This window comes from Acidovorax sp. NN32 (assembly GCF_057597245.1).
In genome coordinates, this window is sequence record NZ_CP199679.1 from 4,747,215 (window position 1) to 4,761,111 (window position 13,897).

The following is a 13,897-nucleotide window of genomic DNA, read 5'->3' on the forward strand; positions in this document are numbered from 1 at the left end:
GCAATCATCAACAATTGTTTCCCCAGCCAACGCTGCGGCGTCTCCCGCGCACCCGGCCCGGGGACAATCGGCACTGACGCGCGCGCCGCTCCCCGCCCATCAACTGCTGCCCCCATGTACCGCCCTTTTTTGCTCCACCGCCCGCTTTCGCCGCCCCTGGCCTGGCTGGGTTTGTCCGTGCTGATCTTCGCCGCCTGCCTGGTGGGCATCTTTGCGCGGCCCATCGGTTTTCTGTCGGTCTTCTGGCCCGCCAATGCGCTGCTGCTGGGCCTGCTGGTGCGTTATCCCAGGCTGGCGCGCCCGCCAGCCTGGGTAGCTGCGGCCGTGGGCTATGTGGCGGCAGACCTGGTGACGGGCAGCACCTGGTCCATGGCCCTGTGGCTCAACGGCGCCAACCTGCTGGGCGCCACGGCGGGCTGGCTGGTGCTGCGTCGGCTGGACGAACGCATCCGGCGCCTGCAACGCACCATCTCTGCCCTCTACCTGCTGCTGGCTGCGCTGGCAGCCAGTGCCGTGGGGGCACTGGCAGGCTGCGGCGCCGCGCCGGTCTACTTCAACAGCCCGTGGACCGACCTGCTGTCCCTGTGGTTCAGCACCGAACTCATGAACTACATGCTCATCGTGCCGGTGGTGCTGGCCGCGCCGCGCGCCGACGACCCGCCGCCCGCAACGCAGGAGGTCCCCCTGATCTGGCGTGTGGCACCCGTCAGCTCGCTGCTGCTGGCCGAAGGCGTGCGCACCGTGATCGGGGGGCCCGGCATGCTGGCCTTTGTGGTGCCAGGGCTGCTGTGGTGCGCGCTCAGCTACAGCCCGTTTGTCTCCAGCCTGCTGTCGCTGGTGGTGTGCCTGTGGACCATGGCCGGCGTGGCCACCGGCGTGCTCAACTTCACGCCAGCCCATGCCAGCGACGTGTTCTCGCTGCGTGTGGGCGTCACGCTGCTGGCACTGGGGCCGCTGGCCGTGGCCTGCGCCAGCGCGGCGCGCGCCGAAGCCCTGCGCCGCCTGGACCACGCCGTGCGCCACGACGACCTGACCGGTGTCCTGGCACGCCGCGCGCTGCTCAAACAAGGCGACCGCCTGCTGGTACGCTACCAGCGCGAGTCCACCGGGCTGGCGGTGATGATGGTGGACGTGGACCATTTCAAGCAGGTCAACGACCAACACGGGCATGGCGCGGGCGACCGGCTGCTGGTCAGCATTGCCCAGACCATGGCGCGCGCGCTGCGCCCCCACGACGCCCTGGGCCGCATGGGTGGCGAGGAGTTTGCTGCCGTGCTGCCCGGAGTGTCCCCCACCGAGGCCCAGGCCATTGCCGAGCGCGTGCGCAGCGCCGTGGAGCAGCAGGCGCTTGACCCGGTAGAGGGTGGCCCCCAACGCGCCACCGTCAGCATTGGCCTGGTGCACAGCGCCACCATGGGCTCGGACGCCGACATGGACACCCTGCTGCTGGCGGCCGACGCAGCGTTGTACCGCGCGAAGGCAGAGGGCCGCAACCGGGTGATGGTGGGATGAAAACAAACGCAGCGTCGATGCCAAGGCATCGGTGCTGCCAACGCCCACTGCGACCAAGACAAGAGTGCTGTGTCTACTTTATGGATGCAGCCTGGTCGCGCTCCGCGTCACGGGACATCGCACGCACCAAGTCACCGGGCGTGTAGCCGAATGTGCGCCGGAACCAGCGCGTGAAGTGCGCCTGGTCAGAGAACCCACATTCCGCCGCCACAGAGGCCACCGGCTCTCCGTTCATGACCATTTGTTTTGCGCGGAGCAGGCGGACGGCACGCAAGTACTCCCGGGGCGCCATGCCCAGCCACTGCCTGAGCACCCGATGCACACGCTCCCGGCTGACAGCGCAGTGCCTCGCCAACCCAGAGACCGTCTGTTCGCCCCCCAGGACGGCAGACCGCACCCCCTCGATGAGCATGCGTACCGCCTTGGTGGGGATGGGATCAGCAGCGCTTCGGTCCAGCGGTAGCGCATCGGCAAGAAGGGGCACTGCGCTGTCCAGCCAGGCTCGCACATCGTTTGCGCAGGCCATCCGCGCGGCTGCACCAGCAAGCCCAGGGGCGCGTATTGCCCCGCTGCGCTCAGGCCCTGCGAGACCCCACTGTGCCAAATAGGGGGGCGGAACATACAACATGACCAGGTGCACGGCACCTGTGTGCGCAGGATCGGTCAGCGCCCCCACGTGAACGACACCTGGCCGTATCACAATCAAATCACCGGCACGCGCGACAAACGGACGTCCGGCAACGCTGCAGCAGCATTGACCCTCCAGCACAGCGCCGAAAGACCACTCTTCATGCCAGTGTGGCACCCACTCCTGTTCAGGCTGCTGATGGTGCACCTGCGCAAGATCGGACAGGTGCAGACGTCGCACTTCAGATCGATTCAACGCCATAGCGGCAGGCTCCCAGTCATGCTGCTCACCCAACGCTTTGCGCCGACCAAACCGACACCGAGCATCGGCTCTTCAGCGTGCGACACCAGACCATGACGGTGCCAGTATTCGCTGCTTTCGTGGATGGCATGCGCATAGGCTGGAAATAGTGAAATACGGCCATTTTCCTGCGCTGTCCCTTCGGTCAGGCGCCTGAGCAGCGCATTCATCGCAGTGACTGGCGCCTTCAGGATGGTGATGGGCACATGCGAGGACGACACAGATCTCCATCCAGATGCATCGACCAGTGCCCGGCCAGCCCAGTCCGGGCGAGAGGCTGCCAAGCCTGCGGCAATGCACGCGGCAATGTTGGCAGCAGGCCCGGGCGCCAGATCCGCCGCCAGCACTATGGCCACCTTGGCCGGATCGGCAGGGGCAGACAACGCGTCAGGCATCGCGCGCTCCCGCCACGGTGAGCCCCAACCAGCCCGCACTGGCGTCCTCAACCACCAAGTCGCCCAGCAGGCCAATGTCCTCTCCCGGATGCGAAGCCATGCGAAGGCAGGCAGAGACTTCATGCCAGCAGCCCCCCGTACGCGCCACGATGTCTGGCTTGACAAGCGCCAACTCGGGAAACTGTTCAGGCCGCCGCAGATCGGCCCAGCCCACGGCACCAATGGTCGCCAGCGTCAAAAATCCCAGCGGTCGCCCTGGCTGGCCGGTGAACTCCGCATGCGCCTCAAACAGGCGGCGGTCTTTCACCGCAAGGCTGGCGCCCAGTTTGCTCCCCCTGCGCAAAGGTGCCGCTGCGGAGTGGTCCAGCGGCAGGCTGCGCGTCAGCCAGGTGCTGCCCATCTTCTTGGGCCACCCCTGCAGCAGACCCCGCACCATGGAGATATCCTGGTCAACCCAGATGGCAGGACAGTACATGCAGCGGCTCCCGTCAGGCCGTTCAATCTCCAGCACCACAATGGTTTCTCGGTACTGCGACAGCACGGGATCCAGCAATTCATGACCGTCTGTACAGGCCTGCCAGTCGGCAAAGTGCACACACCCTGTGCCCACCGGCCTGCCAACAGCATCAGGAACCAGCGGCACAGCCGCTAGTGCGTCGAACCGAAAGGCCACGTTGAGCAGCCAACCCGCGTAGTGCCAGGGTGGCGGACGCACCAGCGCGGAGCGCCCGGTGGTCGTGAAGGGAGCAGTGAAACTTTCGTGGGGCCAATGGTGGGAATGCATGCCGACGATTCTGGCCAGTCAGTCGCGCTTCCGATAGAACGGATGTGAACATCGCAGGCGCGCAGGGGGCCCAACGCGCCGCACAGGGCGGCAGGGCCCAGGGGCACGACCGATTCACCTGCGTCAGTCTTCGCTCGCCAACTTCACCCCCGCCCCCGTGCCGCAGGCATGGCAAAAGCGTGCAAAAGCGCTCTTGCGGGTGCTGCAGTGGCCGCAATGGTCGAACAGCCCAATGCCGCAATGCGGGCAAAAGTCGATCTTCTCGTTTTTCAGATCCACCGGCCGCTCGCAGCCAGGGCACACGCTTTTGGCCAGGCGGGCCAGGGCCACGTCGTAGCTCAGCTCCTTGCGGCGCTCCTGGTCGGGCAGGGTTTCGGCCAGCTTCTGGCGCTCCAGGTAGCGGTTGAGCGCCAGGATGGCGTAGCGCCCCACCACGGCCGTCAAGGCAATGCCCACCACGTAGCGCACATAACCGCCGTAGCTGGGCAGGTAAGGCACCAGCTCCACAAAGAAGGCAAACAGCGCAAAGAAGATGAAGCCCCACACAAACGGCCAGTAGGTGCTTTTGCGCTTCTTGACGAACAGCCAGCCCGCAACCGCCAGCAGCGGCAGCGTGAGGGCCAGGCGATAGAGGAACACCCGCAGCTCGACCTTGCGGCGCTCGGCATTGAGCTTCACGTAGCCGTCGGACTCCATGCGGTTCAACTGCTCCTGCCGGGCGGCTGCGGTCTGACGGGCATCCAGCGCAGCCTGCTGCTGCGCCTCCACCGCCTGCTGGGTCTTGCGTTCAGCGAGCTTGAGCACGTCCAGCGCCTGGGTGCGCGCCAGCACCTCGGGGTCCTGATCGGCGCGCTGCGTGGCGCTGCGGGTGGACAGCCAGTTGTTGAAGCTGTCCCTCTCGGCCTGCACCTCGCTGCGCACCTTGCTGCGCTGCAGCTGGGCCTGCTCCAGCGCGGTCTGCGCGTCCTGCTCGGTCTGGCGCGCGGCTTTGACCTCGGCGCGCAGCTTGTCGGCTGCGGCTTTGTCCAGAAAGTCGTCCACCCGCAGCGGGGTCTCAACCTTGGGCAGATCACCCACGATGGTGCCACCCAGGCCGATGAGGAAGCTGGCAAACACCAGCGCCACCAGCCACAGGCCACGGCGAAACCATTTTTCGGACAGCCGCAGTGATTTGCTCATGATCGTTCCCCTTTGGAAGGGCTATCCATTTGATAGCATCAAGCGCCTACCAAGCATGCGCTAGAGGGCATTTTTATTCAATTTTTTACCGCCAGCACCGCCGGCGGTGCCGCGAGTTGCGCGCGCTGCAGCCAGGCCAGCACCGAATCGACGGTGACGGTTTCGATGCGGTCCGAAAACCGCTTCTCGTTAGGGTGGTCGTCAAACGCGATATTGGCCGAGCCGACCCGCCCGCCCATGCGCGTGAGCGGCCCGAGCTTGAGCGCGGTGGGCTCGTAGCCCTTGAACTGCAGCCAGGCCTGCGCCTGGTCGCGCGAGCGCACGGTGGCTGGCTCCATGGCCATCGCCAGGGTCTCCAGCGCCCACTGGTTGGACTGCTGGTATTTGCGGCCCCACGCGTAGCTGACCATGCTGTAGGGTGGGTGCTGCAGCGTCTTGGTGCGGGCTTTGTCCTGCAGCACGGCCAGCAGGCGCTGCTGCACCTCGGGCGTGGGCACAGCGTAGACGGCTTCGTAGCGCCACAGGTCGTCCAGGAAGAATTCCCCCAGGCCCTGGCGGTACAGGTGCCCCACGGCCGTGCCACATTCGTTGAGCTTGTGCGCCACGCGCCAGGGGCCTTCGGCCGTCTTGTAGGCCCAGCCCATGTGCGAGTAGCGCAGGCCGTATTTGCTCAGGTCCTGCCCTGCACGGGCCAGCGCCACCACCTGTGCACCCGACCTGGCGTGCTCGGCATCGAGCGCGGCCGAGGTCTGCTCGGCCAGCTTCATGCCCCGCTCGATCACCAGCGGCGGCACGGGCTTGCGCGATTCGCACGAGCGGCCCGCCTGGGCCGGGGTGGTTGCCGCAATCGCGACAACAGCTGTCAGTACCGCGATTCCATGGCCTATGAAACTGGCGCGACCTAAGCGAGGGATGCCAAGCAAGGGCCGCCCCGCAGCGAGGGCATCGTCCCCCTTCCTGGAGCGCGCAGCGTGAAGAGAGAAGGGGGAAGCCGCGTCGCGGCTCAGGGGGTTGTACTTCATATTCACAGACGCTCGTTGTGCAGAAGCGCACGGCCGATGGCGTTGGGCACAAAGGCAATCGCCTCGCCCGCTGCCGACAGGATCACGCCCGTGCCGATCACGCTGCAGGTGACCACCGTGCCCACCGCGTAGGCTGAGCCCGCAACGCCGCGCCCCACCACCTCCACACTCACCTGGGCGCCGTCCGAGGCACGCTCCAGCAGGTACACCGTGCCCACGGCCGAGGCCTCCACCGCCTTCACGGACAGCACCGCGCCGCCCACCGACAACGCTGCAGGCACTGCCACCACGGCGCCCGCAGCAGTGGAAGCCACAGACGCCGTGCCCACCACCGAGGCCACCGGCAACAGCGACAGCGCGGCAGAGGCCTCGCTCTGGGCGCGTGCGAGGGGGGTGGCCATCACGGCACACACCACACCGGCCGCGAGCAGAGCGCGAGACAGACGGGCAGAGTCCCACAAAGAAAAAACAGCATTCATCATCATTCACTCCTCAAAATGCGGCCCCACCGCGCACCTGGGGTGCCGGAGAAACCGGGTCGAAAGACCAGAAAGAAAAATCACCCGAACAGGCGGCGGATTGCCGCCTGCGCACATTCGATGCGATCAGTTCGCGCTGCTGCCGTTGGCTGCCGCCTGGGCGGCTTCGCGGCGGCCTTGCAGGCGGGCGTCCATCAGATCAGCCTCGTGGCGATCGCGCAGCATCTTGGCCAGCGTGAAGGCGGTGGTGATGAGGTAAAGCCAGCTCACGCCCAGAAACGCCTTGTAGGTCACGTTGATGTCCATGCTCATCAGGCCCCAACCCGTGAGGCCCATGGCCACCGCAAAGCCGCCCCACACCACCAGCTTCCACATGGGGGTGTCGCCACCGCCACGGCGCGAAGCGCTTTCGTTGTCCCGCACAAACTTGGCCAACACAAACGCGGCCGAGAGGCAGAACACGTAGCCCATCACCATGAAGGCCTGCTCCAGTTGCTCGCCAGGCAGCCATGCCAGGCCCACGGCACACAGAAAAACCGCGATGCCGAACGAGACCCACACCTGCAACTGCCAGGCTTTGGTGTCACGCTGAACAACGATGGGAGAAGAAGACATTGCAGTGGTGCCCCGGGGGGACGTTGGTTGAACACGGAGCGAATGGTGCCCAGACGTAACTTGCGTGTCTGCATTGAACCGTAACAGTGGCTACCCGCAGGCTACCCGGTATCGTTTGGCGGTACTTTTTCTCGAAAAAATAGCCGAAGTCCGTTGTTCTCGCCCTACGCAGCCCCTGCAACGCACCTGCGCGACAGAGCCTGCAGGCCCCGCCAAAGACAATGGCAGACACCCCGGCGTGGCAGCCCCTGACCGCTGCGCGTGCTTGCTTTTTTGATGGACGGAGACCCACACCATGACCAAACCCTTTGACCTCGTCGTGCACGGCGCCACCGGCTTCACCGGCCGCCTGGTGATCGAATACCTGCTGCAACGCTACCCCGCAGGCAGTGGCCTGCGCTGGGCCATGGGGGGCCGCAACGCCGACAAACTCGCCGCCGTGCGCGACGAAGTGGGCGCACCGGCCGACACTCCGCTGGTCGTGACCGACACCAGCAACCCCGCCAGCCTGCAAGCGCTGATGGATTCCACGCGCCTGGTGCTGACCACGGTAGGCCCCTACCAGCTCTATGGCAACGAACTGGTGGCCGCCTGCGCGAAGGCTGGTGTGGACTATGTGGACCTGTGCGGCGAGCCCGCCTGGATGCGCCAGATGATCGACGCGCACGAAGCTGCGGCCAAGGCCAGCGGCGCGCGCATCGTGTTCTCGTGTGGGTTCGACTCGATCCCGTTTGACCTGGGCGTGTTCCTGCTGCAAAAGGAATTTGCCCAGCGCTTCGGCCACCCCGCCCCGCGCGTGCGCGGCCGGGTGCGCAAGATGAAGGGCACCTTCTCTGGGGGCACGGCCGCCAGCCTCAAGGCCACCATGGCCGCGGCTGCCACCAACCCTGCGGTGCTGGATTTGCTGAAGAACCCGTTCTCTCTCACGCCCGGTTTTGAAGGGCCGCGCCAGCCAACCGGCCACAAACCCATGGTGGACGAGGCGCTGGGCGATGGAATCTGGGTGGCGCCGTTCGTGATGGCCGCCATCAACACGCGCAACGTGCACCGCACCAACTTCCTGTTGCAGCACGCCTATGGCACCGACTTTGTGTACGACGAAATGCTCATCACCGGCCCTGGCGAAAAGGGCGAGGCCATCGCCAACGCGGTGGCGGGCGACAAGTCGCTGGGCTCGGACAAAGGCCCCAAGCCCGGCGAAGGCCCTTCGCGCGAAGAACGTGAGAACGGGTTCTACGACGTGCTGTTCCTGGGTACTGACGATGCAGGCAACACCTTGCGCGTGGGCGTGAAGGGCGACCGTGATCCGGGCTATGGCTCCACATCCAAGATGATCTCCGAGGCGGCTGTATGCCTGCTGCAGGATGCCACCACCCCCCCCGGCGGCATCTGGACCACGGCGCCCGCGCTGGGTGACAAGCTGATAGCGCGGTTGCAGGCGAATGCAGGCCTGAGCTTTGGGGTGGAAACGGTGTGAGCACATAGGCCCCGGGGGGCGGTGCAGCGCCTTCGCGGGTAGGCACGTACAAAGCCGCAGGAAAGGCCGCGGGAAGGGCCCTGCACACACCTGCACGCCAGATGCGCCGAGGCTATGGGCGCGTCATACGGCGTGCAGGGAGGAGCTGGCACCGCCCACCAGTCCGGCGCCCGCTCCACAGCACACCCCATGACGCGCCTTCTTCTGTCTCCCCTACGCCACCATCCCAGGGCTGTGCAGCCCCCCCAGCACCCGCGTAACCAGAGACTCCAGCGAGCCGTCATGCCGGAAACCGGCAGCCTCTGACTGAGGCGTCCGCAAGGCTGGTAAACACCCGAACAGTGCTTCGGTGCGCGCGTCGGGTGCGTACCGGATCCAGTCCTTGGGATCGAGACCCTGGGCGTGCGCGATGGCTTGCACCACATCACCCACCGATGACTGCAATACCGGCGGCTGCCAGCACCGCGCGGTCGGCATGCCCCGCGTGGGCAAGCGCGCGGCATGCACCAGGTTGTCCAGACAGCACTGCAGCGACATCCACCAGGCGGTGGCCTGTGCCGACACGGGGCAGGTGTACATCTGCCGCGCCCGCAGGGCATGGAAGATCTGGCTCATGAACGCGGAGCCATGGCCCGTTTCTGCGGGTGGCCGCGCCACGATGCCAGGCAGCCGGAGGCTGCAGCCATCAATGTCGCCGCGCCGTCCATAGTCGGCCACCAGCAGTTCCGTCATCCACTTGTGCACCCCATAACTGAGGGTGGGCTGCGGCCCCTGGCGCTCATCCACCGCTTGGGTGCCCAGCGCACCGTACACCGCCACCGAACTGGCAAACACCAGCCGGGGGGCACGCGCCCTGCCTTCGCGCACCGGGCGCGCAAGCCCCTCGCACAAGGCCACGGTGTCCAGCAGATTGGCCTGCACACCCAGCCCAGGTTCACGCTCGGCCAGCGATCCCGGCACACTGGCCAGGTGGAATACGCAGTCGGGCGGATGGTCCTCCAAGGCTTCAAACAGTGCGCGGTCTGCAAAGCCGCCGATATGCCAGTGCACGGCCGGTGCGCAAGGGGCAGCGGGCCCGGCTCGGTCCACCAGCGTCAAGCGCAGGGGCAGACCGGGCACCAACGGCACGGACTGCAACCGCTCGGCCAGGGCGGCGCCAATGAACCCGCCGGCACCGGTGACAAGCACATGCATCAGCGCACCTCCGAGCCCACAGCCACCACGCGCTGATGCACCACGCCAAAAGGCCCATCACGGCCATCGGGCCAGCGTGCCTGCATGCGCACGCGGTCACCGTAGCGCATGAACGGCGTTTTGGCCGCACCTTCGTCCAGTATCTCGATCACGCGCCGCTCGGCCAGGCAGGCAGAGCCTGCATCGCGCGCCTGGTTGGACACCGTGCCCGAACCGATGATGGTGCCCGCCGTGAGCCGCCGTGTGCGGGCCGCGTGGGCAATGAGCTGGCCGAAACTGAAATTCATTTCTCCGCCATGGGGGTGGCCAAACCACTTGCCGTTGGAGTCCACATGCAATCGCAGATGCACCCGACCACCCAGCCAAACGTCGCCCAATTCATCCGGCGTCACGGCCAAAGGGGCAAAGCTGGTAGACGGCTTGGCTTGCAGGAAGCCAAAGCCCGTCTTCATTTCGTGCGGGCCCAGCGCGCGCAGGCTCCAGTCGTTGATCTGGACGACCAAGCGCACGCAGTTCAATGCCGCTTCGGCCGTCACGCCCATGGGCACGGGGCCACAGACGACGCCGAACTCGCCTTCGAAATCGATGCCGTCGGCCTCACTGGGCAAGGGCACATCGTCGCAAGGGCCCAGAAAATCGTCGCTAGCGCCCTGGTACATCACGGGGATGGTGTCAAAGTGCGGGATGGGCGGCGTGTTGAACGCCCGCTCCATCAAGCGGCCATGGTTGAGGAACGCCGATGCATCGAGCCACTGCGGGCTGCGCGGCAAGGGAGCGCTGCATGCGGCGGGATCGAACGCAAAGATGCCGGTGGCAGTGCCAGCCTCCAGCGCAGCAGCGCGCTCGCGCAGGGCGGGCTCCACAGCATCCCAGTTCTGCACAGCGGCCAGCAAGCTGGCCGCTATCGGAGCGGCATCGACGGCCCGCAGGCCGTTGGAAGAAACCAGTACCAGGCGGCCGTCCAGGCTGCCGTCTTTCAAAGTTGCAAATCGCATCGCCAGTCCCATCAGGAAGAATCAGGAAGAAGGTGTTTCAAGACGCAGCCCCGCCGCCCGGATGACGCGGGCATAGCGGTCTGTCTCTGCTGCCAGAAATGCGCCAAATTCGCGCGCGCTTTGGGTGGGTGTATCAGCACTGCCCAGCAAGGCCAGTTTTTCGCGCAGCTCGGGCAGGGCCAGGATGCGAACGCATTCCGCGTTGAGCCGGCCCACAACGTCGGCCGGCATGGCAGCAGGCGCCAACAAGCCAAACCAGCCTGTCACCTGAAAGCCCGTCAGGCCCAGCGTCTCGGCCACCGTGGGCAGATCGGCGGGCAAGGCAGGCGAGCGCTGTGCGCCGGTCTGCGCCAGCAGGCGGACGCGCCCGTCCTTGACCATCGGGGCCACGGCCAGGGCGCTGTTGAACATCAGATTGACTTGCCCTGCCGCCAGGTCGTTGAGGGCGGGCGCAGCCCCTTTGTAAGGTACATGCATCAGTTGCACTCCCGCCTGCTGCGCCAGCATCTCGCCCGCCAGGTGCAGCACATTGCCGATACCAGCCGATGCGTAGCTGATATGGCCCGGCTGACGCCGGGCCAGGGCGATCAGGTCCGGGAGGCTGCGCACCGGCAGGGCCGCAGGCACCGCAACGACCATCGGTCCAGGGCTTGCCACGAGGGCCACAGGGGCAAAGTCACGCTGGCTGTCGTACGGCAGCCGAGGGTAGAGGCTGGCGTTGATCGCATGGGCCGCGCTGACCCACAGCAGGGAATGTCCATCGGTGCTGCGCGCCACGGCTTCCGAGGCGATGATGCCGTTGGCCCCTGCGCGCGACTCCACCACCACTGGGCTGCCCAGGGCCTGGCCCAGCTTGTCGGCCAGCAGGCGTGCCACCAGGTCAGAGCTACCTCCCGCCGCGAACGGCAGGACGATGCGCAACGGCCGTGTGGGCCAGGTGGCAGCCCACGTGCTCAGCGGGAACGCCAAGGCACTCACCACCAGGGTTCTTCGGTTCAACATGCGGTGCATGGTTTCAACTCCCATCGCTGATGGTGGTGCCGCCATCGACCACCAGGTTGTGTCCGGTCACAAAGGCCCCGGCGGGGCTGGCCAGCATGGCGACCACGCCGGCCACTTCCTCGGGTTCTCCTGCGCGCCGCAGCGGGGTGGCCTGGATGCGCCTGGCCATGAAGGCTTCATCGGCCATGAGCTGCTCGGCCAACGGCGTGCGGATGAGGCCGGGTGACACGGCGTTGACCCGCACACCCGCAGGGCCCCACTCCACAGCCAGGTTGCGCGCAAGCTGGGCCAGGGCCGCCTTGGTCAGACCGTACAGGCCAATCGAACGGTTGCCGCGCAGGCCTGCAATGCTGGAGATGAGCACGGCACTGCCACCGCCCCGCGCCGCCATGCCGGGCAGCGCCAGCGCACACAGCCGCGCTGCGGACCGCAGGTTGATGTCAAACACCTGATGCCAGTCGGCATCGCTGGCATCGGCCAGAGGGCCAGCCGGCCCCTGAATGCCGGCGTTGCATACGAGGATGTCCAAGGGCCCGGCGCGCTCCACCAGCGCAGCGATGTCAGCTGGCACGGCCATGTCGGCAGCGGTACCGATGGCGTTCGGCAACGATGCAGCCACCTGTTCGCAGGCGAGTGCATCGCGGTCGGAGACCACCACGCTGGCGCCCTGGGCAGACAGGGTGCGCGCAATCGCAAGGCCCAGGCCCTGGGTGGCCCCCGTGACCAGGGCGGTGCGGCCCTGCAGGTCAAAGAGGCTCATTCGACCTTGATCCCGGCCTGGCGAATGGCCAAACCCCACCGCTGCGATTCGCTCTGGATGAATTCGCCGAATGCGGGTGGCGTGAGTGGCGCAGGCTCCAGGCCCAGCGGCCGGTAGCGGCCCAGCACTTCGGGAGACTCCAGCGCGGTCACCACCGCCTTGTGAAGCACATCGACCACGGACGCCGGGGTACCAGCCCGCACCATGACACCATTCCAGCCCGGAATATCGAGGTCTGCATGCCCGGCCTCGGTCAGCGTGGGCACATGGGGCAGCACCTGCAGGTGCTGTTCGCTGCCTACGCTGACCAGCGCCCGCAGCTTGCCTTCGCGCACCAGCGGCAGGCTCGAAGCCACCACATCGCACATGAAGTCCAGGCGCCCGGCCATCAGGTCCTGCAGCGCGGGCGCTGCGCCCTGGTAGGGCACATGGGTCATGCGCGAGCGCGTCTTGATGCGCAGTTGTTCGGTCCACACATGGGGCTGGCTGCCCTGCCCGTAAGAGCCGTAGTTGAGCCCGTCACCTGCAGCGGCCGCGCGCAGCAAGTCGACCAGGGACTGGAACGGGCTGCCCGACGGCACGACCACCACCAACGGCGACTTGAACAATCGCGTCAGGGGCGCAAAGTCATTGAGGGGGCTAAAGCTCAGTTTGGCGTACAGCGCCGGGTACATGGCCAGCGGGCCGATGTCCGCGTACAGCAAGGTGTGGCCATCGGCAGGCTGCTGCTTGACGTACTGCGCCGCCAGTTGCGCCGCACCGCCGGGTTTGTTCTCCACGACCACGGCTTGCTGTATGCGCTCGCCCAGTTTCTGCACCAGCAGGCGCGACATCGCGTCGCCAAAGCCCCCGGCCGGGTAAGGCACCACCCAGCTCAAGGGCCGCGTGGGGAACGGGGCATGCGCCCACGCCCAAGGCGTCATCGCTGTGGACGCTGCAGCGCCCAGCCATTGACGGCGCGTGCTCATGGCTGTTGCTCCTTCACCAGCGCGGCCAGAGAGGACTCAAAACGTCCATCGACCAGCACAAACAACATGCGGCACGGCACGCCCGAACGGTTGGCCCACGCGTGGTTGGTGCCACGCTGCACCACCACGCTGCCGGGGCGCAGCTGCACTTCGCCTTCGTCCAGCACCAGCGTCAGCTCACCTTCGATCACCACGCCATAGTCCACCGATTCGGTGCGGTGCATCAGCGGGTGGGGGGAGTCGATCTTCACGGTGGAGGCGGCCGCATCGCCAATCTGGCTGAAGGCGTCATGCATGCGCTCGGCACCCCGTGCGAGGAACTCGGGCGTATCGGGCGGAATGTCCACGAACCGGATGCGCGTGCCACCCTGCGGGGGCGGCAGCACCAGCGGGCCGAGCGTCGGGTCCGGGCCGTTGTCCACGACAGCGGGCGACTGCGCGGTGCTCCAGACCTCATGGAACACCGTACCAGGAATGGCTGCAATCTCGACCACCGTGGGCAGCGGCCCCGCGCTGGCGACCACGGCGCGGCCTTGGGCGTTATGGCCGGTGACCACGCGGTGAATGGATGGAAAACCCATGAGCGG

At 66.7% G+C, this 13,897-nt stretch carries 15 protein-coding genes; 2 read left to right on the top strand and 13 right to left on the bottom strand.

The window, feature by feature from the left end; genetic code table 11:
- The first annotated feature begins 114 nt into the window (after positions 1-114).
- Complete coding sequence (locus tag ACT89O_RS21865; RefSeq protein WP_487261171.1) at positions 115-1,512, top strand: sensor domain-containing diguanylate cyclase; 1,398 nt, start codon at positions 115-117, stop codon at positions 1,510-1,512.
- Between the two features lie 73 nt (positions 1,513-1,585).
- On the opposite strand, the gene ACT89O_RS21870 is transcribed toward ACT89O_RS21865, so the two are convergent.
- From ACT89O_RS21870 to ACT89O_RS21900, 7 genes are all read right to left on the bottom strand, one after another.
- Positions 1,586-2,401, bottom strand: a complete 816-nt coding sequence (locus ACT89O_RS21870) for a helix-turn-helix transcriptional regulator (protein ID WP_487261172.1) — start codon at positions 2,399-2,401, stop codon at positions 1,586-1,588.
- Positions 2,392-2,835, bottom strand: a complete 444-nt coding sequence (locus tag ACT89O_RS21875) for a DUF2000 family protein (protein ID WP_487261173.1) — start codon at positions 2,833-2,835, stop codon at positions 2,392-2,394. The genes ACT89O_RS21870 and ACT89O_RS21875 overlap by 10 nt, the downstream gene beginning before the upstream one ends.
- Entirely contained in the window at positions 2,828-3,619 is a 792-nt protein-coding gene (locus ACT89O_RS21880; protein WP_487261174.1) for an acetoacetate decarboxylase family protein, read from the bottom strand. Before ACT89O_RS21880 ends, ACT89O_RS21875 begins: the two co-directional genes overlap by 8 nt.
- A 123-nt stretch (positions 3,620-3,742) precedes the next feature.
- Complete coding sequence (locus ACT89O_RS21885) at positions 3,743-4,798, bottom strand: serine endopeptidase (protein WP_487261175.1); 1,056 nt, start codon at positions 4,796-4,798, stop codon at positions 3,743-3,745.
- 77 nt (positions 4,799-4,875) lie between these two features.
- Positions 4,876-5,820, bottom strand: coding sequence for a DUF2145 domain-containing protein (locus ACT89O_RS21890; protein ID WP_228899067.1), 945 nt, complete (start codon positions 5,818-5,820; stop codon positions 4,876-4,878).
- Between the two features lie 2 nt (positions 5,821-5,822).
- On the bottom strand, positions 5,823-6,305 hold the full coding sequence (locus ACT89O_RS21895) for a hypothetical protein (protein WP_487261176.1): 483 nt from the start codon (positions 6,303-6,305) through the stop codon (positions 5,823-5,825).
- A 120-nt stretch (positions 6,306-6,425) separates the two neighbouring features.
- Positions 6,426-6,914: a YiaA/YiaB family inner membrane protein gene (locus tag ACT89O_RS21900; RefSeq protein WP_055401956.1), complete on the bottom strand. Its 489-nt coding sequence runs from the start codon at positions 6,912-6,914 to the stop codon at positions 6,426-6,428.
- Between the two features lie 295 nt (positions 6,915-7,209).
- On the opposite strand from ACT89O_RS21900, the gene ACT89O_RS21905 reads away from it, so the two are divergent.
- The gene (locus tag ACT89O_RS21905) at positions 7,210-8,391 is read left to right on the top strand and encodes a saccharopine dehydrogenase family protein (protein WP_487261177.1); all 1,182 of its coding nucleotides are present in this window, start codon (positions 7,210-7,212) and stop codon (positions 8,389-8,391) included.
- Positions 8,392-8,604: 213 nt separating this feature from the next.
- Here the strand turns inward: ACT89O_RS21905 and ACT89O_RS21910 are convergent, their stop codons facing one another.
- From ACT89O_RS21910 to ACT89O_RS21935, 6 genes are read right to left on the bottom strand one after another with little or no spacing between them, the layout of a single operon-like run.
- Positions 8,605-9,585 (bottom strand): NAD-dependent epimerase/dehydratase family protein, encoded by a 981-nt coding sequence (locus ACT89O_RS21910; protein ID WP_487261178.1) that lies wholly within the window; start codon positions 9,583-9,585, stop codon positions 8,605-8,607.
- A complete protein-coding gene (locus ACT89O_RS21915; RefSeq protein ID WP_487261179.1) occupies positions 9,585-10,580 on the bottom strand; it encodes a fumarylacetoacetate hydrolase family protein in 996 nt (331 codons plus the stop codon). Before ACT89O_RS21915 ends, ACT89O_RS21910 begins: the two co-directional genes overlap by 1 nt.
- A 21-nt stretch (positions 10,581-10,601) precedes the next feature.
- Positions 10,602-11,591: a tripartite tricarboxylate transporter substrate binding protein gene (locus tag ACT89O_RS21920; RefSeq protein WP_487261180.1), complete on the bottom strand. Its 990-nt coding sequence runs from the start codon at positions 11,589-11,591 to the stop codon at positions 10,602-10,604.
- A 4-nt stretch (positions 11,592-11,595) separates the two neighbouring features.
- Positions 11,596-12,342 (bottom strand): SDR family NAD(P)-dependent oxidoreductase, encoded by a 747-nt coding sequence (locus ACT89O_RS21925; RefSeq protein ID WP_487261181.1) that lies wholly within the window; start codon positions 12,340-12,342, stop codon positions 11,596-11,598.
- Positions 12,339-13,310: a Bug family tripartite tricarboxylate transporter substrate binding protein gene (locus tag ACT89O_RS21930; protein ID WP_487261182.1), complete on the bottom strand. Its 972-nt coding sequence runs from the start codon at positions 13,308-13,310 to the stop codon at positions 12,339-12,341. Before ACT89O_RS21930 ends, ACT89O_RS21925 begins: the two co-directional genes overlap by 4 nt.
- Positions 13,307-13,891 (bottom strand): cupin domain-containing protein, encoded by a 585-nt coding sequence (locus ACT89O_RS21935; protein ID WP_121421363.1) that lies wholly within the window; start codon positions 13,889-13,891, stop codon positions 13,307-13,309. The genes ACT89O_RS21930 and ACT89O_RS21935 overlap by 4 nt, the downstream gene beginning before the upstream one ends.
- Between the last annotated feature and the right edge of the window lie 6 nt (positions 13,892-13,897).